This window comes from Arthrobacter sp. SPT-J7 (assembly GCF_059089965.1).
This window is the reverse complement of record NZ_JBNHFF010000003.1, coordinates 45074-66309: the sequence shown is the minus strand read 5'-3', so window position 1 is coordinate 66309 and position 21236 is coordinate 45074. Positions and strand designations below refer to the sequence as shown.

The window sequence follows — 21236 nt, the reverse complement described above, 5'->3', positions numbered from 1 at the left end:
GGCTAAGGCAACGGCGGCGGTTCGGAGAAGCGACCTTCCCAGACCGCCCGCGATCCTGACTCGCCGGTCAGCACCACCGCCACCGTGGCGCCGGCACACACCGCCAGCACGACGACGACCATCACCGCCGCGAGGATGCGGTACCCGACGCCGAGCTTGCGCCGCCAGGACACTGCCGCCGTCGTTCCATAACGGAACCAGAGCCACAAACCCAGCGCGGCGAGAAACAGTCCGATGACCCAGGGCAGCATCTTGTCGCCCAAGCGCATGTGTTCCACGGCCAGCGGCGTCTGATCCATCCGCAGGAACAACCAATGACCAGCCTGCTGGGAGATCGGTACCAGCACCAAAGCCAACAGCGCGATCAGCGGGGTGACGATGCCCAGCCGGCGCCGGACCGCCGGCCAGAACAGGCTGAGCACAATGCACAGTGCGGCGAGCGGAATGAAGACCACCGTGGCGTGGACCAGGAGCACATGCAGCGGCAGGGCATTGACTTCGTAGTCCATCGGATTCCGCTCCTTAGCCTCCGGGCAGGGCCCTCATCCGGTAAGACGCGCGGCCCGGTGATGCGGTTCAGCCGGGGATCGGGGGCGGCCGGTCCATTGTTTTCCCCGGCAACCTGCCCTAAGAATGGACTATGACGGTCACGCTGAGGTCCTTGGAAACCGCTGTACCGGAAACAATCCTGATCCAGTCCGAGGCGCGTGACGTGTTTGCCACGCAGCCCGGGCTAACGCGCTTGGGGCAGCGGCTGGTAACCACGTCGTTCGACCAGTCGGGCATCGACACGCGGCACGCCGCCGTCGACGAACTCACCACGGCAAAGCGGGCCGAGAACCCGGTGTTCTTCGACGCCGGTTCCCGGCAACTGCTCTCCCCCAGCACCAAGGTGCGCAACGATATCTTCGCGGAAAAGGCAACCCCGCTGTTCATCGAGGCCGCCGGCAAGGCGCTGGCCGCCTGCGACGGGATCGGCCCGGAGGACATCACGCACTTGATCACCGTCTCCTGCACCGGATTCTTCAACCCCGGCCCGGACTACAAGGTGGTTCGGGCGCTCGGCCTCAATCCGTCCGTGCAGCGCTATCACCTGGGTTTCATGGGCTGCTACGCGGCCTTCCCGGCGCTCCGCGCAGCCAAGTCGTTCTGCGACGCCGATCCGCAAGCCGTGGTCATGGTGGTGAGCGCCGAACTGTGCACGCTGCACGTGCGAACGTCCAACGACCCTGACACGATTGTTGGCTCCTCGCTGTTCGCTGACGGTGCAGCCGCCGCGGTCATCACCGCACGCGATCTGGAGCAGACCGGGCCGGGCATCCGGCTGGACCACTTTGAAACCATCCTCACCCCGGTGGGCGAAGAGTCCATGGCCTGGAACATCGGCGACGAAGGCTTCGAGATGGTCCTCGGCACCTATGTTCCACACATCATCGACGAACACATCGTCGGCGCCCTGAAGCCGCTGCTGGCCCGTGAACCGGCGCTGGCGGCCAAACCCTACCGCGACATTGAGCACTGGGCGATCCACCCGGGCGGACGGAGCATTCTGGACAAGGTGGAGGCCAAGCTGGCGCTGACCGAGGTACAGTTGGTGCCGGCCCGCGAAACGCTGCGGCGGTACGGGAACATGTCCAGCGCCACCGTGATGTTCGTGCTCAAGCACATTCTGGAGCAGCCGCCCGGCGCCGCCGAGGAAAGGATTTGCTCCATGGCCTTCGGCCCGGGGCTGACGGTGGAGACCGGGCTGTTTACCAAGACAGTCCCGGCCACGACACCGCAGGCGCAACATGCTGCCGCTGCAGCCGCGGTATAGCCGGATCAAACCGCCGTGACCCGGCAGCCTTCGACACACAGCACATCACCATTCCTCGCCTCCCGCGCCACGGACGCGGTGGAGGAAATGGACAAACCGGACTGCGACCCTGCGATGCTCCGGCGCACCTATGCCCAGTTTCCGCTGATCAACTGGGCGGTCTCGGGCTGGCACGGCATCTACCGACGGCTGCTCCGGCCGCGCCTGGCCGAGGTCGAGCGTCCCACCTTGCTGGATATCGGCTCCGGCGGCGGCGACGTGCCGCGGATGCTCACGCGCTGGGCGGCCCGCGACGGCCTGGGGTTGCGGATCACCGCCATCGATCCCGATCCGCGTGCGCACGACTTCGCGCTGTCGCGGCCGCAACTGCCGGGGCTGGAGTTCCGCCAGGCTTTCAGTTCGGAGCTGGTGGCCGAAGGGCGGCGTTTCGACGCGGTGGTGTCCAACCATCTGCTGCACCACCTGACTGCCGCGGAACTGGCAGGACTGCTGGAAGACTCCGTGCAGTTGGCACGGTCGCTCGCTGTGCACAGCGACATCATCCGCAGCCGTCCGGCCTATCTGCTGTTCGCCGCCGGCACACTGCCGTTCTTCCACCGGTCTTTCATCCGCCGCGACGGCCTGACCTCCATCCGGCGCAGCTACACGCCCGGCGAACTGCGCTCAGTAGTGCCGGCGGATTGGCAGGTGCTGCGGGATTCACGGTTCCGGCAGCTGCTGGTCCGGCGGGCCGATGACTGAGCTGCTGTCCCCGCGGCGCCGGACCGGTCTGCGTCAGGCCGAGGGGACGTTGCACGATGTCGCCGTCGTGGGCGGCGGGCCGGTGGGACTGTTGATGGCCATCCTCCTTGCCCGACGCGGACTGGACGTGGCTGTGCTGGAGCGGCGGACGGCGCGCAGCAGCCATTCCCGTGCCATCGGGATCCATCCGCCGGCCTTGGCCGTGCTCGACGACGCGGGTGTGGGCCACGCGCTGCTCGCGGCGGGGGTCTGCATCCGCCGGGGCACCGCCCGCAGCCGCGGCCGCGAGGTGGCATCGCTGTCCTTCGAGGCCGTACCCGGCCGGCACCCCTACGTGCTGGCTGTGCCGCAAGTGATCACCGAACGGCTGCTGGAGGAACAGTTGGAAGCGCTGCGTCCGGGCGCCCTGCGACGCGGCGTGCACGTGTGCTGCGCGGACGACGACGGGGCAACCGTCACGCTGTCCTGCTCGCTGGGCGCTGGGCCTGGATCCGGGGCGCACGCCGGAACCGGGCCGGTAAGGGAAGCCCAGGGTCCGGGGCCGGCAGCGGGCCCGGATACCGCCACGGTCCGGGCCAGGCTGGTGGTTGCAGCCGACGGCGCGTATTCGGCTCTGCGCCGGCAACGTGGCGTCGCGGTGCGGACGCGGACGTACCCGGACGCTTACCTGATGGGGGATTTCGCCGACACCGGCTCAGACGGCAGCACCGCCGTGCTTTATCTGGAAGCCGGCGGAATTGTCGAATCCTTTCCGCTCCCCCGTGGCACCCGGCGCTGGGTGGCCAGGATGCCCGGTGTGGTCAGCCATCCAACCGCCACTGGCCTGGCCTCCCTGATCGCGCGGCGCACCGGCACCGGACCGGAACCGGACAGCTGCTCCATGCTCAGCGCCTTCTCGGTCAGTTCCAGGATGCCGCGCCGCCTGGTCGCCGGCCGGCTCGCGCTGATCGGCGATGCGGCGCATCAAATCAGCCCGATCGGCGGGCAGGGCATGAACCTGGGCTGGCTGGATGCGGCAGCGCTGGCTCCGATCGTGGCCGCGGCATTGCGCGGCGAGCCGACGGCGCGGGCGCTGCGGCAGTTCGAGGCGGACCGGCAGCGGGCCGCAGCCACCGCCATCTGGCAAGCGCATCTGAACATGGCCTTGGGACGCCCGCTGCCGCCGGCAGTGCTCGCCGCCCGGAACCAGTTGTTCGGCGTGCTCAACCACATACCTGGGGCGCACGACGCGGTCGCGAACCGCTTCACCATGCACTGACGTGTCATCGAGATGCACCCAATTGTCATCGAGCGGCCGCCAGGGGTCCGGAAGGCTAAAGTTGCTGCTAGACAAAATCGGCAACACGTCGGTTTTCCACGGCTGGAGAGGTACCGGCCGGGCACAATGCACGGAGGTGGAGCATGGTCGGCGTGGACCGCATCGCCGTGCTGTCGCTGCATACCTCGCCGCTGGCCCGGCCCGGCGGAGGCGATGCCGGCGGTATGAACGTCTACGTGCGTGCGCTGGCGAGGGAACAGGCAGCGCTGGGTACCGCCGTCGACGTTTTTACCCGCTCGCAACATGACGGCCAGGAGCCGGTGGAGCATCCCCGGGCAGGCGTGCGCGTGATCCATTTGGACGGGGCGCCGGCCGACGTCGTGGCCAAGGAAGCGGTGCCGCAGCGGTTGGCCGCGCTCGAGGCTTCGCTGCGACAGTTCACCCAGCGGGACGGGGCCAGGTATGACGTGCTGCACTCGCACTATTGGCTCTCCGGCGCGGTGGGATTAAGCCTGCAGCAGGACTGGCAGATTCCGCTGGTGCATTCGATGCACACCATGGGGCTGGTCAAGAACCTTCACCTGCAGCCTGGCGAGGCACCGGAGCCGGAATCCCGGGTCCGCGGCGAACAGGCCATTGCCTCCGGGGCGGGCCGGCTGATCGCCAACACGCTGAATGAAGCGTGCGAGCTGGTCGATCTCTACGGCGCGGACGAAGGGACGGTAGACGTGATCCCGCCCGGCGTGGACCTGCGGACCTTCCGTCCCGAGGGCCGGCGGGAGGACCGGGCGGCAGCCGGATTGGCGCCGGACACCTTCCACCTGGTCTTCGCCGGCCGTATCCAAACGCTCAAAGGACCGCAGGTGCTGTTGGCCGCGGCGGCGGAACTTCGCCGGCAGCAGCCAGACATCCGGCTGCGGATATCCATCATCGGCGAGGCCAGCGGAGCCGCCGAGCTGGACCTGCCGGCCCTGGCCCGGCAGCTGGGGCTGGACGACATCGTGGCGCTCTCGCCGCCGGTGGAGCCGGCCGAACTGGCGGCCACCTTCCGCAGTGCCGATGTGGTGGCGGTTCCCTCCTTCAGCGAATCGTTCGGGCTCGTGGCGCTGGAGGCACAGGCCTGCGGCACACCGGTGGTTGCCACCAATGTGGGCGGACTGCCGGTGGCGGTCAGCCACGGGCTCACCGGCCTGCTGGTGGATGGGCACGATCCTGCCCGTTGGGCCGGTGCATTGCGCGAACTGCACGACTATCCGGAGTTCCGCCGGCGGCTGGGCGACAATGCGGCCGTGCATGCCTCGTCCTTCGGTTGGGAGCAGACCGCTGCGCTGACAGCCCACAGCTATCAGTTGGCGGTGGACCACTTCCGCCGCTGACGAACGGCCGGTCCGGCGCCGCTAAGATGCATAGGTGCCAAGTTACCGCGTCCGCCGCGCCACCCGCGATGATGTTCCCGCAACCCTGGACATGAAGCTGGCTGCGTGGCGGGAATCCTACGGCACGCAGCGCCCGGCCTCCTTCTTCGCCGCCGAAGCCGCCAGGCGGAAGCAGCAGATCGACTGGTGGACGCGCGGTCTGGCGGCGGGAGCGGAGCTGTGGATCGCCGAGGATGCTCCCGGCCGGATCGTCGGTTGTGCCGGCGCCGGCCCCGCCCAGGACGACGACGTCGACGCCGGCGTGCCGTACGAACTGCAAATGCTCTACGTGCTGGAGCAGGCCCACGGCTCCGGGCTGGGCCTGCGGCTGCTGGACGCCGCGATCGGCAACCAGCCGGCGCTGCTGTGGGTCCTCGAGGACAGCCCCCGCGCCCAGGCGTTTTACCGTAAACACGGCTTCACTGCAGACGGACGCCGCGAACCCCTGACCGGCCACTGGGAAGGCCTGCACGAGATCCGGATGGTCCGCAGGGCCGGTTAGGCCCGTTCCAGCTCCGCGCGGATGGCCGCGATGCCGCGCCACACTTCCGCGAAGCTGGTGGACAGCGGCGAGAGGCCCAGCCGGATGCCGTCCGGTTCGCGGAAATCAGGGATCACTCCCTGTTCCCAGAGCCGTGCGGTGACATGCTTGAAAGCCGGATGGTCTATCGTGACGTGTCCACCACGTTCTGCCGGATCCAGCGGCGAGGCGATGACGACGCCGAAATCCGCCAAGGTGGCCTGCACTGCTTCGATGGCAAATTCGGTCAGGGCGACAGACTTGTCCCGGACGGCAGCCAGGCCGGCCTCGTCGATCAGCGCGATCATGTCCTGGATCGCGGTCATCCCGATGATCGGTGGGGTCCCGGACGTGAAGCGGCGGATGCCGCCGGCCGGTTGGTAGCCCTGGCCCATTTCGAAGGGTTCACTACTGCCCAACCAGCCTTGGATCGGCTGCTGGAAGTGCTGGTGTTGTGTCCGCACGTAGGCCCAGGCAGGCGCACCCGGCCCGCCGTTCAGGTACTTGTAGCTGCAGCCTGCGGCCAGGTCCACGCCCCAGGCATCCAGTTCCACGGGCAGCACGCCGGCGGAATGGCACAGATCCCACAAAACCAGCGCACCGGCGTCGTGCGCCGCGGTGGTGATGGCGGCAATGTCCGCAATGTAGCCGGAGCGGTACGCCACATGGCTGAGCAAGACCAGCGCCGTGTCCGGCCCGACGGCGGCGCGCACAGCTTCCGCCGTGACTCCCCCGCCGTGCGGCGGTTCAAGCCAGTCCAACTCCAAGCCGCATTCGGCAGCAATGCCTTCCACGATGAAGCGGTCGGAGGGAAAATTGTCCCGATCCACCAGGATGCGCCGCCGGCCGGGGCGGGCCGCAATGGCGGCACGGGCCAGCTTATAGAGCAGCACGGTGGTGGAGTCGGCCACCACGCACTGGCCCGGAGCGGCGCCCAGCACCACCCGGCCCAGTTCGTCGCCGATCCGCTCGGGCAAAGCCAGCCAGCCCTCGTCCCAGGCCCGGATCAGCCGGCCGCCCCATTGCTGCAGCATGACGTCCCGGACCCGGTCCAGGCTGGCGGCCAGCGGCCGGCCGAGCGAATTGCCGTCCAGGTAGGCGGTGACAGAGTCGTCGTCGTGGCCCACGAAACGGCTGCGGTATCCGGCCAGCGGGTCGGCGGCATCGAGCGTCCGGGCGCGGTCGGCAAGCTGAGCATCGGTGGTCATAGGGCCAGCATAAGGGTGGTGGTCGTGGCCGGAAGGAAGGCTTGCACGGTGCTGCGAAAAAAGTTTTCCGGCCGTGTCGATATCCAGGTTTACCGTTCGACGGCATAGTAGAAGGCGCACACCGCGTCCTCGTTCACCGAAGGAGATAGCCGTGAAGTACATGTTCATTATGCGGTCCACCGACGAAGCCCTTGAGGCTTCCAAGGCCATGCCGTTCGAAGAAATGATCAACAAAATGGGTGCCTACAACGAGTCCATGATCAACGCCGGCATCATGCTCGGAGGCGACGGCTTGGCGGACCTGTCCGACGGGACCGCCTTCGTCGTCGACTTCTCCGAAGATCCGCCGATCGTGACCGACGGCCCTTACGGCGAAACCCATGAGCTGTTCAACGGCTTTTGGATGGTCCAGGTGGCGTCCAAGGAAGAAGCTGCCGAGTGGGCCAGCCGCTGCCCGCTGGGGCCTGGTTCCAAGCTGGAGGTGCGGCGCGTGACCGAGGCCGCCGACTTCGCGGAGTATTCCGACAACGAGTACATCCAAAAGGAAGAGGGCTGGCGCGAACAAGAGGCGAAGCTGCGCGCGGAGAACGCCTAGCTTCACCGCAGCGGGAGGTCAGTCATGTCGGAGTCGGACGTGGACCAGGCAGCTGCCATCAGGCGCCGGATCGATGCCGTCTGGAGGATCGAAGGTGCCCGGATCGTCGCTGCCCTGGCCCGCGCCACGGGGGATGTTGGGTTTGCCGAGGACGTGGCCCAGGAAGCCGTCGCCGATGCCCTGCTCCAATGGCCGGTCGCGGGCGTGCCGCAGAATCCTGCCGCCTGGCTAACGGCCGTGGCCAAGCGCAAGGCGATCGACGCGTGGCGCCGGGCCGAACGCCTGGACGACCGCTACCAGATGCTGGCCCGCGGGCTGCAGGATGAAGACGCCGCCAACTGGGAACCGGTGCCGGACGACATGCTCCGGTTGGTCTTCACCGCCTGCCATCCGGTGCTCTCGCGGGAGGCCCAGGTGTCCCTGACCTTGCGGATTGTGGGCGGCCTGTCCACCGAGGAAATCGGCAGGCTCTTCGTGCTGCCGCTGGCCACTGTCCAGCAGCGCATTGTCCGGGCCAAGAAGACGCTGGCCGCGGCGAAGGTGCCCTTCGAGGTGCCGGAACCGCATGAGTGGGGGCCGAGGCTGGGCGGTGTCCTCCGGGTCATCTACCTCATGTTCACTGAAGGATATGCAGCCACCTCCGGGGACCGCTGGATCCGGCCGGATCTGGCCGGCGAAGCCCTGCGAATCGGCCGCGTCCTGGTGTCGCTGGTCCCTCGGGAAGCCGAGGCGCACGCGCTGGTCGCCTTGATGGAACTTCAGGCCTCCCGGTTCGGAGCCCGCACCCGGGCGGACGGGACGCCCGTCCTGCTGGCCGATCAGGACCGCACCCGCTGGGACCGCGCACAGATCGGACGTGGCCGCGCGGCGCTGGCCCGGGCGGACAGGCTGGGCCGCGGCCGCGGCAATTACGCCCTGCAGGCGGGCATTGCCGAGTGTCATGCCGTGGCGCCCAGCGTCGAGCGGACCGACTGGGCGCAGATCGTGCTGCTCTACGAGGCGCTCGGCCGGATTGCGCCCAGCCCGGTGGTCGAGCTCAACCGGGCGGTGGCCGTATCCATGGCGACCGGGCCCGCCACGGCACTGGCCATCGTGGATGACCTGGTCTCTTCCGGGGCGCTGCGCGGATCGCATCTGCTGCCCAGCGTCCGAGCCGAGCTGTTGGCCCGGCTCGGCCGGTCGGACGAGGCGAAGGCGGAGTTCGCCGCTGCAGCCGCCTTGGCCAAGAACGACCGGGCACGCGAAGTGCTCAAACGCAAGGCGGCTGCCACCTGAACCGGTGACGGCGGGGGTGCCGGGCTATCCCGCGAGCGTGTTGACGCTGCCCGTGAAGTGGAGCCGGTGGCTGCGCTCTCCCCAGCCGGTGAAGTCGGAGGCCTGCCACGATCCGTCCCGTTCCGTGTCATGGATCCGCACCGCCACCGTGGCGGGAAGGAAGACCGGAGCAGCGAAATCAATCCGCCAGCGATAGGGTTCGCTGGCCGCGGCTTCCACGCTGGTCAGTACCCGGGACGCCAGGTACATGCCGTGCGCGATGGACCGCTTGAGCCCCAGCATCTTGGCCGACACTGCGCTCAGGTGTATGGGGTTGAAGTCGCCGGAAACAGCGGCGTACTCGCGGCCGGCTTCGGGACCGAGCCGCCAGCGCGCCGTCGGCTGCGGCGGGATGAAATCGGAACGCTCCGGCCTGAAGGCCTTGTCCAGTCCGGGCAGGTAGACCCCCTTGGCCAGATAGTCCGATACGCCTTCCCACACGGCTTCGCCCCCGGACTCGATCCGGGTATGAAGTTCCACCTGGGTGCCGGCATGGTGGCCACGCAGGCCTTCCGCCCAGGCCGTCACGGTCAGCGGTTCGGCGAAGTGCACCGGCCGCAGGTGGTTCACCCGGTTGGCCAGATGCACCATGCCCAGCAGCGGGAGTGGGAAGTCCTGCCGCGTCATCACGCTCATCGCCACGGGAAAAGCCACCGAGTGCAGGAACACCGAGGGCAAGGTGTCCCGGACGGTGCCGTGCATCACTTGCTGGAAGCCGCTGACCCGCTCCGGGGCGATGTGCACGCCGCCAACGGTGTGCCGCACCGCCGGGAGCTGTTCGGTCTGCTGGCCGACGCCGAGCTTGTGCCGCGCTGCGGTGGAGGCCGCCGTCAGGTAGAGCCGCGAGAGCGTGGGCATCTCCCCGAGAATAACCTCACTCATGCGCCGACCATGCTCTGGCCGCAGACCCGCAGCGTCTGGCCGTTGATCCCGCCCGCGGCGTCACTGGCCAGGAAGGAGACCGCTTCGGCGACATCCAGCGGCCGGCCGCCCTGCTGCAGCGAGGACAGCCTGCGGGCCACCTCGCGGGTGACGAACGGCATCCGGGCGGTCATGTCCGTCTCGATGAAGCCGGGGGCGACGGCGTTGATGCTGCCACCGGCGTCGGCAAAGGCGGCCGCCGACGCGCGGACCATGCCGATGATGCCCGCCTTGGAGGCGGCGTAGTTGGTCTGCCCGCGGTTGCCGGCAATCCCGCTGGTGGAGGCCAGCGACACCACCCGCGGTGCTTCGCGGAGGACGCCCGAGGCCAACAGCTGCTCGTTCATCTGCAGCTGCGAGGTGAGGTTGACCGCGATCACCGAGTCCCATTTCGCCTGGTCCATGTTGGCAAGCAGCTTGTCCCTGGTGATGCCGGCATTGTGCACCACAATATCCAGCCCGTGGTTCCGCTCCGCGGCATGGGCGGCGATCTTCGCGCCCGCGTCCGGCGCGGTGATATCCAGTTGCAGGGCGGTCGCGCCCACCCGGTTGGCGACCCGGGCCAGCTGCTCCCCGGCCGCCGGGACATCGACGACGATGATGTGGGCCCCGTCCCGGTGAAGCGTCTCGGCGATGGCTGCGCCAATGCCACGGGCGGCACCGGTAACGACGGCGACCTTGCCGGCCAGCGGACGGTCCGGAGCCGCCGGCAGCGAGGCCAGCCCGGAGCCAACCAGAAGGAACTGCCCGTCGACGTAGGCGCTCCGACCGGAGAGCAGGAAGCGCAGCGCACCGAGGACGGCCGGTGCGCCGGCATCCACGCCGTCGCCCAGCAGGATCCCGTTGCCGGTGGCACCGCCGCGCAGCTCATGGGCCAGCGACCGCAAGGCCCCGTCCACCGCCTGGCGGGCCGCGGCCCGGGCAGGGTCCCCGGTGCCGGCTGCGGGCCGCGAAATCGTGACAATCCGGCCGCCCGCAGCCAGATCCCGCAGGCTGGCCCCGGCGGTGAGCATCGGGTCCGACAGTTCTTCCGGCGACGCCAGTTCATCGAGCACCAGCAGGATGCCGCCGAGCCGTTCCTTCGGCGCCACGTGCCGGCGGACATCCAGGTCCCAGCCGAGCAGCTCCTTGGCCAAGACGTCGGCGCCGGTCCCGGAGCCCAGCACCAGGACGGGCCCGGGCAACAGCGGTGCGCCCGGCCGGTAGCGCCGCAGCACGGCAGGCTGGGGCAGCCCAAGCTTCTTGGCCAGGCCCTTGACCGGCCCGGCGTTGACCAGATCCAGGTAGCGGTCTGCCATCAGTTTGCCTCCAGGATGGCCACCACGCCCATGCCGCCGGCGGCGCACACGGAGATCAGGCCGCGGGTGGTGCGGGACTCGGCGTCGGCCTTCTGGCGCAGCATCTTGCCGAGGGTGGCGACCACCCGGCCGCCGGTAGCGGCGAAGGGGTGTCCGGTGGCCAGCGACGAACCGTTGACGTTCAGCCGGGTCCGGTCGATGGGGCCCAGCGGCTTCTGCAAGCCCAGCTTATTGCGGCAGAACTCCTCGCTTTCCCAGGCCGCCAAATGGCACAGCACTGTGCCGGCAAAAGCTTCGTGGATCTCGAAGAAATCGAAGTCCGCGAAGGTCAGGCCCTGCCGGGCCAGCAGCCGTGGCACGGCATAGGCAGGCGCCATCAGCAGGCCTTCCTTGCCGTGTACGAAATCGACTGCTGCGGCTTCGGCGTCGACTACTTCGGCCAGCACCGGAAGGTCATTGCTGCGGGCATACTCCTCCGAACCGATCAGCACCGCTGAGGCGCCGTCGGTCAGCGGTGTGGAGTTGCCGGCGGTCATCGTTGCCTCGGCGCCCAGGTTCCTGCCGAAGACCGGCTGCAGCTTGGCCAACTTCTCCAGCGTGGTGTCGGCCCGCAGGTTGGAGTCCTTGGCCAGACCGCGGTACGGCGTCATGAGGTCGTCGAAGAACCCGCGATCATAGGCGGCCGCAAGGTTGCGGTGGCTGGCCAGCGCCAGTTCGTCCTGCGCCTCGCGGGTCACGTTCCACGCCGCCGTGGTCAGCGCCTGGTGCTCCCCCATCGACAGCCCGGTGCGCGGTTCGGCCGTACCCGGCGCGTTCGGGGCCAGGTCCTTGGGGCGGAGCTTGGCCAAGGCGGTGAGCTTCTGCTGCACGGATTTGGCGCGGTGCAGTTCCAGCAGCACCGCCCGGAGACCCTCGCTGACCGCAATCGGCGCATCGGAGGCGGAATCGACGCCACCGGCGATGGCGGAATCGATCTGCCCCAGCTTGATCTTGTTGGCCAGGCCGATCACTGTTTCCAGGCCGGTGGCGCAGGCCTGCTGCAGATCATAGGCGGGCGTTTCCGGGGACAGCGCGGATCCAATGACCGCTTCGCGGGTGAGGTTGAAATCGCGTGAATGCTTCAAAACGGCGCCGGCGGCCACCTCGCCGATCCGTTCATCCTGCAGTCCGAAGCGAGCCACCAAACCGTCCAGGGCGGCAGTGAGCATGTCTTGATTGCTGGCCTGGGTGTAGGCCCCGTTGGCCCTGGCAAACGGGATGCGGTTGCCGCCGATGACGACTGCCTTGCGCAGAACGTTGGCGGTGCCGGTGGCGTCAGGTGAAGCGGCCATGAAGGCTCTCCTCGTGAATCGGGTGCAGGTCGGAACGATGTCAGTTACCGTAACCAAGCGTACCTGATACGCTGGGTAACGTGAATAGCGCCACAGTCCGCACTGCGGCTTCGCCGGGGCCCGACGGCCGCTCCGCCCGCTGGGACCGCCACCGGACCGAGCGTCGCCGGGAACTGATCCGTGCCGCCCGCCATGCCGTGCACCGGCTGGGCCCTGACGCTTCGATGGAGGACATCGCGGCGGCGGCCGGGACCTCGAAGCCGGTTTTCTACCGGTACTTTGGCGACAAAGCCGGGCTGCAGCAGGCCATGGGCGAAGTGGTCGTGGGCCGGATGCAAGCCCGGCTCCAGGACGCCGCCGCCAGCGCCACCACGCCGCAGGAAGGCCTGCACGCCATGGTGTCGGTCTACCTCCAGATGGCCGAATCCTCGCCGCACGTCTACGCGTTCGTCACCCGCGGCGCGCCCTTCGATCCATCGGTTCCGCAGCTGCTGGTCGGCGGGCCGGCGCCGACCGAGGCTGCCCCGGAGACCGGCAGTTCCGCGGTACTTCATGACTTCTTCGCCAACGTGACGGCGATGATCGAAGCCCCGCTGCGCGGCCATCTGAGCGCATCCGCGGACAACGCCGCGGAACTGGCCGCCGCCTCCTATTGGCCGCGGGCCGCCATCGGCATGGTGCGTGCTGCCGGCGAACGCTGGCTGGCCGCGCCGGACAACGGCACCAAACCAAGCCGGGAGCTCATGACTACCTTGCTCACCCAGTGGTTGCTCCGCGGAGTCGCTCCCCTCCGAACGGAGCCGGAGGCAGCGTCCGGGCCGCCGGACAAGGTGCGCAGCGCCCCCGGCTGAGCCGGCCATGCTGCCGGCGGCACCGCGGCAGCAGCAGGTGACCATCCGACCTATCGTGACGACTGAAGGAACAACCGATGACGTATACCCCCACTGCCGAAACCCCGGAGCCGGTTGAAGACCGCGGCGCCAGCGTTGACGTGGCAGCGCTCGGCGAGGTCCTGCTGGGCCGCTGGGCCGACATCCGCAAGGCGGCCCGCGAGCTCGCCGGCCGTCCGGAGATCCACCGGATCGACGGCCTGCCAATGGAGGAGCACCGCGAGCGGGTGGTGGGCCAGTTGAAGTATCTGGTGGACGCCGGGGCCGTGCACCGGGCGTTCCCCACGCGACTGGGCGGGGAGGACAATCACGGCGGCAACATTGCCGGTTTCGAGGAACTGGTCACCGCCGACCCCTCGCTGCAAATCAAGGCCGGGGTCCAATGGGGCCTGTTCGGAGCCGCCGTGCTGCATCTGGGCACCGCGGAACACCACGACAGGTGGCTGCCGGACATCATGAGCCTGAAAACCCCCGGCGCCTTCGCCATGACCGAGACTGGCCACGGGTCAGACGTGGCCAGCATCGGCACCACCGCCACCTATGACCCGGAGACGCAGGAATTCGTCATCCATACCCCCTTCCGCGCCGCCTGGAAGGACTACCTGGGCAACGCCGCCAATGACGGTCTGGCCGCCGTGGTGTTCGCCCACCTGGTCACCCGCGGCGTGGACCATGGCGTGCACGCCTTCTACGTGCCCATCCGCGACGAGCAGCGCAACTTCCTGCCCGGCATCGGCGGCGAGGACGACGGCTACAAGGGCGGATTGAACGGCATCGACAACGGCCGGCTGCACTTCGACCACGTCCGCATTCCGCGCACCAACTTGCTGAACCGGTACGGCGACGTGGCCGAAGACGGCACCTACTCCTCCCCCATCGCCAGTCCCGGCCGCCGCTTCTTCACTATGCTGGGAACCTTGGTACAGGGCCGCGTCTCGTTGGACGGCGCCGCGGTGGCCGCCAGCAAGGTGGCACTGGCCATCGCCGTCCGTTATGGCACCGAACGACGGCAGTTCAACGCCTCCTCGGACATCACCGAAGAGGTGCTGCTGGACTACCAGCGCCACCAGCGCCGGCTGCTGCCCCGGCTGGCCACCACCTACGCGGCCTCTTTCGCACATGAACAACTGCTGCAGAAGTTCGACGACGTCTTCTCCGGCGCCCATGACACCGACGAGGACCGGCAGGACCTGGAAACCTTGGCGGCGGCGCTGAAGTCGCTCAGCACCTGGCACGCCCTGGACACGCTGCAGGAGTGCCGCGAGGCGACCGGCGGCGCCGGCTTCCTGGCCGAAAACCGGTTCGCCGCGCTGCGCGCGGACCTGGACATCTACGCCACCTTCGAGGGTGACAACACGGTGCTGCTGCAGTTGGTCGCCAAGCGCCTGCTGGCCGACTACGCCAAGGAATTCCGCCATGCCGACTTCGGCGTGATGGCCCGCTGGGTGGCGCACCAGGCAGCCGACGCCACCCTGCACCGCACCGGCCTGCGGCAGGTAGCCCAGACCTTCGCGGACAGCGGATCGGAGCGCAAGAGCGCCAACTACCTCAAGGATCCGGAAACCCAGCGCCAGTTGCTCACCGACCGGGTCTCCACCATGGTGGCGGGCATCGGCGGCGCGTTGCGCAACGCCACCAGACTTCCGCAAAAGGAGGCCGCGGCGCTGTTCAACGAACACCAGCACGAGCTGATCGAGGCGGCCCGCGCGCACGCCGAACTGCTGCAGTGGGAAGCCTTCACCGCCGCACTCGACCAGATCGATGACCACGGCACCCGGCAGGTGCTGACCTGGCTGCGGGACCTGTTCGGGCTGTCGCTGGTGGAGAAGAACCTGGGCTGGTACCTGATGTACGGCCGGCTGTCGGCACAACGCGCCCGCATCCTCGGTACCTACATCAACCGGCTGCTGTCCCGGCTGCGCCCACACGCCCGCGACCTGGTGGACGCCTTCGGCTACGGCCCCGAGCACCTGCGCGCGAAGATTGCCGGCGGCGCGGAGCAGGAACGGCAGGACAAGGCCATGGCGTATGCCCGCTCCCGGCGCGCCAGCGGCGAAGCCCCGGTGGACGAGAAGGTACTGATCGCCCGACGCAGGGCCGAGGACAAGCTCGCCCAGAAACGGCAGAAACCGGAAGCCAAGGGCTAGGACAACGACGGCGGGGCTCCGCCAGGCGACACGGCTCGCCTTGGCGGGGCCCCGCCGTCGTGAGTGGAGCCAAACCAGCTAAGATTTTCTGGGCCCGCTACTCCCTTCCGCGGGCGGAAAGCACCTCCATGTCCTTCACCCAGAATGCCCTTGCCCGCTGGCAGGAGCTGCAGGCCCTGGCTGCCACGCCCGGCCTGAAGCTCGCGTCCGCCAGCCCATGGGTGCCGGCGCTGTTCAGGACCGCTTTCACCCGTTCCAGGCCGCAGCTGCCGCTTGAAGAGTTTCACCGCAGCACCGACTCGTTCCTGGCTGAGCTGCGCCGGGCCGGGGTGGAACTGCGCACGGACTGGTCTGCCCGCCAATATGCCGATGACTGGGTGGCCCGGCGCTACCTGTCCCGGCTGCGCGAGGACGGCCGATTCGTCTACGAACCGACCGAAACCACGGTGCGGTTCCTGGAGTACCTGGATGGCTTGACCGGGACCTCCTCGTCGCTGAACAGCTCCCGCCTGGCCACGCTGCTCACTCGCGTTGAAGCGCTGGCGCACGAGACCGATCCTGATCCCGAGGCCCGGATCGCCGTGCTGCAGGCTGAAATCTCCCAGCGGCAGGAAAAGATCCGCGCGCTGGAAGCCGGCGACGCACCGGCGTCGTTGCCCGACGCCACGGCGGTAGAGGCGGCCCGCGACGTCTTGGCGCTGGCGGCCGGGCTGCCGGCGGATTTCAAGCGGATGCGCGACGGCCTGGAGCTGATGCTGCACACGCTGCGCGCCGAGATCGTGGAGTCGAACGCCACCAAGGGCATCACCATGGGCGAGGTCCTCGAGGCAGACAAGCGTCTGCGCGGCACCAGCGAAGGCCGGACGTACGAGAGCTTCACCGCCTTCTTGAACGACGAGGAGCAGCAGCAGCGCTTCCGGCAGGCCATCGCCGCGGTGCTCGAGCGGGACTTCGCCGACGCGCTGGAGGCCGAGGACCGGCGGGCGCTGCAGCGGCTGATGCCCCAGCTGCGGGCGCAATCGGCGGAGATCCACCGGATCTACGGGCGGCTGTCGGAAAGCATGCACACCTTCGTGCAGTCGGACGACGTCCGCGAATCAATCCAGCTGCGGCAGGCAATCCGTGCGGCCGAGACCGCCATCCTCAAGTCCCGGCACAGCCTGCCGGGCCGCCGCGCCGTGATCCCCGCACCGGAGCTCTTCGGCTCCGGATTTGAGTCGGTGAGCATGGTCCGGCTCTATGATCCGCAGAGCCACCAGGCACCTGCCAAGCTGCCGGCGCCGCCGGCGTTCACCGAAGCAGACATCCACCGAGCGGTCCGCACGCCGCAAGCGGACGCAGCGGTTCTCTCCGACGCCGTGCGCACCGCAGTGGAGGCCCGGGGTCCCGTTCCGTTGTCCGCGGTCTATGCCCAGCTGGAACCGCAACACCGGCACCTGAACAGCCTGCGTTGGCTGCTGCAGCGTGCCTTGAATTCCGGTGGCTCGCTGGACCCGCAGGAAACCGACACCGTGACCTTGATCCAGATCGACGGCAGCGAACGCACCGCAGTGCTGCCAGCCGTCACCTTCACGAAAGCTGCAGATTGATGAACGAGTTGACCGAGGTCCGCCTTGCCCCCGCCGGAGGTCCGTCCGGTGACGTCGCGCTGGAAGAAGCCGTGGAGCTTGACGACCAGGCCGGGTTTGCGGACCGGGTGGAGCTTGCGGAGCCTGACGACCTGGCGGAGCTTGACGACGCTGCGGAGCCTGACGCATCGTCTGCCCGGGACGAGGTCCAGGACGGGCCCGAATTGTTCGACGGCGATACCGGCACGCTGCCGCTGAAGCTGCGCCAAGCCCTCATCAGGCTGCTGCGCGGCCCTTACCTGGACGCAGGTTCCACCGATCGGGTCTACGACACCGTGGTGGAACACCGGCGGATCCTCGCTTCCCGGCTCAGCGAGCTGTTCCTGCAACTGGTCATCGACGAAGACCGCAAGGTCGCGATGCTGCGCCCGGTCCCGATGGCCGAGCCGCACACCACCGCCCTGCAACGGCAGCGGGATATGACCCGGGAAGAGACGCTGCTGCTGCTGCGCATGCGCCTGGTCCAGGACCGGCACTCCGGCACCGGGACCGAGCCACTGATCAGCCGCGCCGACGTCATCGACGTGCTGCAGGACTACGTGGATCCGGAGCAGCGCGATGCCAAGCACGTGGAGGATCTGGCCGACGCCTCCATCCGCAAGCTGGCCAACGAGCGCCGGCTGCTGCAGGCAACCGAGCTTCCCGATGTCTGGGTCATTTCGCCGGCGCTGCCGCTCGCCTTGCCGTTCGAAAACATCGGCGACATCCCCGCGGTGATTGATTCGCTGGCCGGCGCCGACCTGCCAGCGGGCAGCGAACCGGAGGCGGACCAGTTGGCTTTCGACGGCGGAGAGGCCTGAGCATGAGCATTGAGACAATCCTGCCGATGGACGGGCTGCTCAACCCCGGCCAGCACCGGCTCACATCCGTACAGCTGGTCAACTGGGGCACCTTCGACGGCGCCCACACCATCCGGGTGGACCGCGCCGGCACGCTGTTGACCGGTGGCTCCGGCGTCGGCAAATCCACGATCTTCGACGGCATGCTCCAGGTACTGGACGCCCGGCCAAAGATGAACGAGGCCGCGCAGACCAGCTCCGGCCATGCATCCGAGGAACGGCGTACCGCATTCAGCTACATGCGCGGACGGCTGGGCGCCACGCCCGCCGACGGCGACGAATCGCAAACCGCAACCTTCTACCAGCGTCCCGGAGCCATCTGGTCGGCGGTCTGCCTGACCTTCGATAATGTCCTGGGCCAGACCACCAGCCTGGCGGTGATGCTGGACCTGCCGGCCAACGGCACCGAACACAACGTGGGCCGTTTCTACGTCCTCCACGACAAGCCGCTGGACATCCCCCGTCTGGAGTCCGGGATGAAGGGCCGGTTCAGCAAGACCTCCCTGGAGGCGCTGCTGCCGGGCAGCCAGGTTTTCGATTCGCACAAGGCCTTCGCGGAACGTTTCCGGCAGGCACTGGGCATCGACCAGGAAAAAGCGTTCGGGCTGCTGCGCACGCTGCAGACCGGCAAGGGCCTGGGCGGCACCGTCAACGATTTCTTCCGCAACCACGTGCTGGATACGCCGCGGACGCTGGCCGCGGCCGAAGAGGCAGTGCAGGACTTCAGCCACCTGCGCAGCATCCGGCGGCAGCTGGAACGTGTCCGGCAGCAACGGGACCTGCTGGCTCCGGTGCCTCGGCTGCACCAACAGCTGCGCCAGGCGCAGGCGCAGCTGGACCGCAACATCCTCTTGGCCGACGTCGCCCTGCCGATCTACCGCCGCCGCCTGGCACTGGAGTGCCAGGACCGGCAGATCGACCTGTTGGACGCGGAAGCGGCCACTGCGGTGCAGGAGCTGGCAGACACTGAAGCGGCACGCGCCGACCTCAAGGCGAAGGCTGCACAGCTGACCGCACGGTACGGCAGCGAGGGCGGCGCCGCCGTCGCCACCTTGGAGCGGGAGCTGGCTGCGGCCCAGTCCGAGCTGCGCGCCCGCCAGTCCGTGGAAGATGCCTTCCGGGCCGATGCGGAGGCCGCGGGCCTGGACGCCGATTTCAGCCCCGGTGGGCTGGCGGCAGCGCGCAGCCGCGCCGCGGTGCTGGTCAAGGAGCTGCTCACCGAAGCCGAAGCCGTCCGCGAACGCAGCAACGATGCCCAGGGCGAAGCCTGGAGCCTCAGAGGACAGATCCGGGCGTTGGAGCAGGAAATCGAGTCCTTCCGCCGCCGCACCAGCAACATCCGCCCGGAAAGCCTGGAACGTCGACGGCAGATCTGCGCGGCGACCGGCATCGCGGAAGAGGACCTGCCCTTTGCCGGCGAGCTGATCGACCTTGACCCCGCCGAAGCCCGCTGGCGGCCGGCAGCCGAACGCGCACTGCGCTCCCTGGCCTCTGCGCTGCTGGTGCCGGGCGAGCGGATGAATGCCGTCACCCGGTACCTGAACGAGCACAATATCCGCGGTTTCCTGCGGGTTATCGACGTCAGTGCACCGCTGGACGGCAAGGCCGAGGCCGATCCGGACGACCTGGTCACCAAGCTGGTCACCAAGGACACCGCGATGGGCCAGTGGATCCGGCGCAAAATCACGGCGCATTACGACTACGTCTGCGTCGAGGAGCCGGAGCAGTTGGCCTCGGTTCCCCGCGGCGTCACCTTGGGCGGCGCGGTGAAGCGCAGCAGCAGCACCACCGAGAAGGACGACCGGCACACCGGGGCTTCCGACCACCTGCTGGGCTTTAATAACCAGGACAAGATCGCCGCACTCGCCACCCGGCTGCTGGAGCTGCGGGACACCTACGGCACCGCCGATTCCGAATCCGCCGAACGCGCCCGGGAACAGCAGGACCTGGGCCGGCGGCTGGCCGCGGCCAAGGCCGTCGCTGCCGACACCCGGAGCTGGGAGGAAATCTCCACCGACGCGCACGCCGCCGCGGTGGCTGCGGCGGTTGAACGGTTGGAGCAGGCCCGGGACGCCAACACAGACCTGGAACAGCTGAGGTTTGAACTGGAAACGGCCGAACTGGACCTCACGGCTGCGACGGAGAAGATCGGGGTGCTCAAGGGCGAAGCCGCCCGCTTGTCCGCCGGGCTGGCAGCCGCGCGCCACCGCCGCGAGGGCCTGGCCGCGGGCGGCGAATCGGACGGGGAACTGACTGAGGAACTGGCGTCCGCACTCGACGCCATGTTCGCCCCGCACGGCGAAGTGACCGATCTGGAGTTCCTCGGCGATGTCTGCACCAAAGTCGAGCGCGAGCTGCTGACCTCCCGCGGCACGCTGGAACGGGCCAACCTGGAGGCCAGCAACCAGCTGGTCAAGATCTTCGAGGCCTACAACCGGCAGTGGGGGTCTGACTACGGCACCTCGCTGGACGCCGCCGCCGATTACGAGGCCCGCTACCACGACATTGTGGGCGAAGGTCTGCCGCAGCGGGAGGCAGAGTTCCGCGAGTACTTCAACAACCGCACGTATGAACGTTTCAGCGACCTGCTCCAGCTGCTGGATGAAGAACGCCGGAGCATCGCGTCCCGGCTGCAGCCGCTGAACCAGATCCTGCGCCGGGTCAACTATCACGCGGACAGCCACCTGCAGATCGAGATCGCCAACGCCGTACCGGACGCTTCGCACAAGTTCCGTACCGACCTGAAGAACGCGCTGCCGGTGATGGGCCGGCGGCAGACCGGCGAAGACATGGACGCCCGCTACCTCGCCTTGGACCGCATCGTGGAGCGGCTGGCCTCGGAGGAGGATCGCCGCTGGCGTGCCGAGGTTTTGGACGTGCGGTCGCACGTGGACATCACCTGCACCAACCTGCTGGCCGACGGCCGGGCGTACACCAACCTGCAGGCCAGCCTGATGTCCGGCGGCGAGGGCCAGCGCTTCACCGCGTTCATCATGGCCTCGGCACTGGCCTACCAGCTCGGGATTGCCGGCCAGGGCTTCAGCACCTTCGGCACGGTCATGATGGACGAGGCGTTCGTAAAGTCGTCGCTGGCCTTCGCCGAGGCCAGCATCAACGCGCTGCATGAGTTCGGTTTCCAGCTGCTCTTGGCGGCTCCGGAGGACAAGGTGGACCTGGCCCGTTTCCTCGGCTCCGTCACCGAAGTCCTGCGCGACGAATCCGCCAACCGCTCCGGCATCCTGGAACGCGGCCGCTCGCTCTCCCGCCCGGTGGACATCGTCCTGCGCTGATCCGCCCGGGCGCCGCTTCGCGCCG

The 21236-nt window shown here is 68.5% G+C and carries 17 protein-coding genes; 12 read left to right on the top strand and 5 right to left on the bottom strand.

Annotation, left to right across the window (positions count from 1 at the left end):
• Positions 1-2: 2 nt before the first annotated feature.
• Positions 3-509 carry a hypothetical protein gene (locus AC5RWX_RS05725; RefSeq protein WP_493939008.1) on the bottom strand — a complete coding sequence of 169 codons (507 nt, stop codon included), beginning with the start codon at positions 507-509 and terminating at the stop codon, positions 3-5.
• 131 nt (positions 510-640) lie between these two features.
• On the opposite strand from AC5RWX_RS05725, the gene AC5RWX_RS05720 reads away from it, so the two are divergent.
• From AC5RWX_RS05720 to AC5RWX_RS05700, 5 genes are all read left to right on the top strand, one after another.
• Positions 641-1816: a type III polyketide synthase gene (locus tag AC5RWX_RS05720; RefSeq protein WP_493939007.1), complete on the top strand. Its 1176-nt coding sequence runs from the start codon at positions 641-643 to the stop codon at positions 1814-1816.
• 15 nt (positions 1817-1831) lie between these two features.
• A complete protein-coding gene (locus tag AC5RWX_RS05715; protein WP_493939006.1) occupies positions 1832-2557 on the top strand; it encodes a class I SAM-dependent methyltransferase in 726 nt (241 codons plus the stop codon).
• Positions 2550-3815 carry an FAD-dependent oxidoreductase gene (locus tag AC5RWX_RS05710; RefSeq protein ID WP_493939005.1) on the top strand — a complete coding sequence of 422 codons (1266 nt, stop codon included), beginning with the start codon at positions 2550-2552 and terminating at the stop codon, positions 3813-3815. Before AC5RWX_RS05715 ends, AC5RWX_RS05710 begins: the two co-directional genes overlap by 8 nt.
• Before the next feature lie 143 nt (positions 3816-3958).
• Positions 3959-5191: a D-inositol-3-phosphate glycosyltransferase gene (gene mshA, locus AC5RWX_RS05705; protein WP_493939004.1), complete on the top strand. Its 1233-nt coding sequence runs from the start codon at positions 3959-3961 to the stop codon at positions 5189-5191.
• Positions 5192-5225: 34 nt separating this feature from the next.
• Complete coding sequence (locus tag AC5RWX_RS05700; protein ID WP_493939003.1) at positions 5226-5732, top strand: GNAT family N-acetyltransferase; 507 nt, start codon at positions 5226-5228, stop codon at positions 5730-5732.
• Here the strand turns inward: AC5RWX_RS05700 and kynU are convergent.
• Positions 5729-6958 (bottom strand): kynureninase, encoded by a 1230-nt coding sequence (gene kynU, locus AC5RWX_RS05695; RefSeq protein ID WP_493939002.1) that lies wholly within the window; start codon positions 6956-6958, stop codon positions 5729-5731. The two genes, AC5RWX_RS05700 and kynU, sit on opposite strands and share 4 nt — an antisense overlap.
• Positions 6959-7109: 151 nt before the next feature.
• Between kynU and AC5RWX_RS05690 the strand changes: the two genes are divergently transcribed.
• Both AC5RWX_RS05690 and AC5RWX_RS05685 read left to right on the top strand, forming a co-directional pair.
• Positions 7110-7553 carry a YciI family protein gene (locus AC5RWX_RS05690; protein WP_493939001.1) on the top strand — a complete coding sequence of 148 codons (444 nt, stop codon included), beginning with the start codon at positions 7110-7112 and terminating at the stop codon, positions 7551-7553.
• A gap of 24 nt (positions 7554-7577) precedes the next feature.
• Entirely contained in the window at positions 7578-8828 is a 1251-nt protein-coding gene (locus tag AC5RWX_RS05685; protein ID WP_493939000.1) for an RNA polymerase sigma factor, read from the top strand.
• Between the two features lie 24 nt (positions 8829-8852).
• On the opposite strand, the gene AC5RWX_RS05680 is transcribed toward AC5RWX_RS05685, so the two are convergent.
• From AC5RWX_RS05680 to AC5RWX_RS05670, 3 genes are read right to left on the bottom strand one after another with little or no spacing between them, the layout of a single operon-like run.
• Positions 8853-9749 (bottom strand): MaoC/PaaZ C-terminal domain-containing protein, encoded by an 897-nt coding sequence (locus tag AC5RWX_RS05680; protein ID WP_493938999.1) that lies wholly within the window; start codon positions 9747-9749, stop codon positions 8853-8855.
• Positions 9746-11086 (bottom strand): 3-oxoacyl-ACP reductase, encoded by a 1341-nt coding sequence (locus AC5RWX_RS05675; RefSeq protein WP_493938998.1) that lies wholly within the window; start codon positions 11084-11086, stop codon positions 9746-9748. The genes AC5RWX_RS05680 and AC5RWX_RS05675 overlap by 4 nt, the downstream gene beginning before the upstream one ends.
• The gene (locus AC5RWX_RS05670) at positions 11086-12417 is read right to left on the bottom strand and encodes an acetyl-CoA C-acetyltransferase (RefSeq protein ID WP_493938997.1); all 1332 of its coding nucleotides are present in this window, start codon (positions 12415-12417) and stop codon (positions 11086-11088) included. The genes AC5RWX_RS05675 and AC5RWX_RS05670 overlap by 1 nt, the downstream gene beginning before the upstream one ends.
• An 80-nt stretch (positions 12418-12497) precedes the next feature.
• On the opposite strand from AC5RWX_RS05670, the gene AC5RWX_RS05665 reads away from it, so the two are divergent.
• The 5 genes from AC5RWX_RS05665 to AC5RWX_RS05645 all read left to right on the top strand — a co-directional run bounded on the left by AC5RWX_RS05665 (position 12498) and on the right by AC5RWX_RS05645 (position 21211).
• Positions 12498-13268, top strand: coding sequence for a TetR/AcrR family transcriptional regulator (locus tag AC5RWX_RS05665; RefSeq protein WP_493938996.1), 771 nt, complete (start codon positions 12498-12500; stop codon positions 13266-13268).
• A 77-nt stretch (positions 13269-13345) separates the two neighbouring features.
• Positions 13346-15454, top strand: a complete 2109-nt coding sequence (locus AC5RWX_RS05660; protein ID WP_493938995.1) for an acyl-CoA dehydrogenase family protein — start codon at positions 13346-13348, stop codon at positions 15452-15454.
• Positions 15455-15582: 128 nt separating this feature from the next.
• Entirely contained in the window at positions 15583-17043 is a 1461-nt protein-coding gene (locus AC5RWX_RS05655) for a DUF3375 domain-containing protein (RefSeq protein WP_493938994.1), read from the top strand.
• Entirely contained in the window at positions 17043-17882 is an 840-nt protein-coding gene (locus tag AC5RWX_RS05650; RefSeq protein ID WP_493957639.1) for a DUF4194 domain-containing protein, read from the top strand. The genes AC5RWX_RS05655 and AC5RWX_RS05650 overlap by 1 nt, the downstream gene beginning before the upstream one ends.
• A gap of 2 nt (positions 17883-17884) precedes the next feature.
• On the top strand, positions 17885-21211 hold the full coding sequence (locus tag AC5RWX_RS05645; RefSeq protein ID WP_493938992.1) for an ATP-binding protein: 3327 nt from the start codon (positions 17885-17887) through the stop codon (positions 21209-21211).
• Positions 21212-21236: the final 25 nt, after the last annotated feature.

Excerpts from the sequence above, each read along its gene's own strand:
- AC5RWX_RS05725 (WP_493939008.1), bottom strand. The coding sequence starts at position 509 with ATGGACTACGAAGTCAATGCCCTGCCGCTGCATGTGCTCCTGGTCCAC.
- AC5RWX_RS05720 (WP_493939007.1), top strand. The coding sequence starts at position 641 with ATGACGGTCACGCTGAGGTCCTTGGAAACCGCTGTACCGGAAACAATC.
- AC5RWX_RS05710 (WP_493939005.1), top strand. The coding sequence starts at position 2,550 with ATGACTGAGCTGCTGTCCCCGCGGCGCCGGACCGGTCTGCGTCAGGCC.
- mshA (WP_493939004.1), top strand. The coding sequence starts at position 3,959 with ATGGTCGGCGTGGACCGCATCGCCGTGCTGTCGCTGCATACCTCGCCG.
- kynU (WP_493939002.1), bottom strand. The coding sequence starts at position 6,958 with ATGACCACCGATGCTCAGCTTGCCGACCGCGCCCGGACGCTCGATGCC.
- AC5RWX_RS05685 (WP_493939000.1), top strand. The coding sequence starts at position 7,578 with ATGTCGGAGTCGGACGTGGACCAGGCAGCTGCCATCAGGCGCCGGATC.
- AC5RWX_RS05680 (WP_493938999.1), bottom strand. The coding sequence starts at position 9,749 with ATGAGTGAGGTTATTCTCGGGGAGATGCCCACGCTCTCGCGGCTCTAC.
- AC5RWX_RS05675 (WP_493938998.1), bottom strand. The coding sequence starts at position 11,086 with ATGGCAGACCGCTACCTGGATCTGGTCAACGCCGGGCCGGTCAAGGGC.
- AC5RWX_RS05670 (WP_493938997.1), bottom strand. The coding sequence starts at position 12,417 with ATGGCCGCTTCACCTGACGCCACCGGCACCGCCAACGTTCTGCGCAAG.
- AC5RWX_RS05660 (WP_493938995.1), top strand. The coding sequence starts at position 13,346 with ATGACGTATACCCCCACTGCCGAAACCCCGGAGCCGGTTGAAGACCGC.
- AC5RWX_RS05655 (WP_493938994.1), top strand. The coding sequence starts at position 15,583 with ATGTCCTTCACCCAGAATGCCCTTGCCCGCTGGCAGGAGCTGCAGGCC.
- AC5RWX_RS05650 (WP_493957639.1), top strand. The coding sequence starts at position 17,043 with ATGAACGAGTTGACCGAGGTCCGCCTTGCCCCCGCCGGAGGTCCGTCC.
- AC5RWX_RS05645 (WP_493938992.1), top strand. The coding sequence starts at position 17,885 with ATGAGCATTGAGACAATCCTGCCGATGGACGGGCTGCTCAACCCCGGC.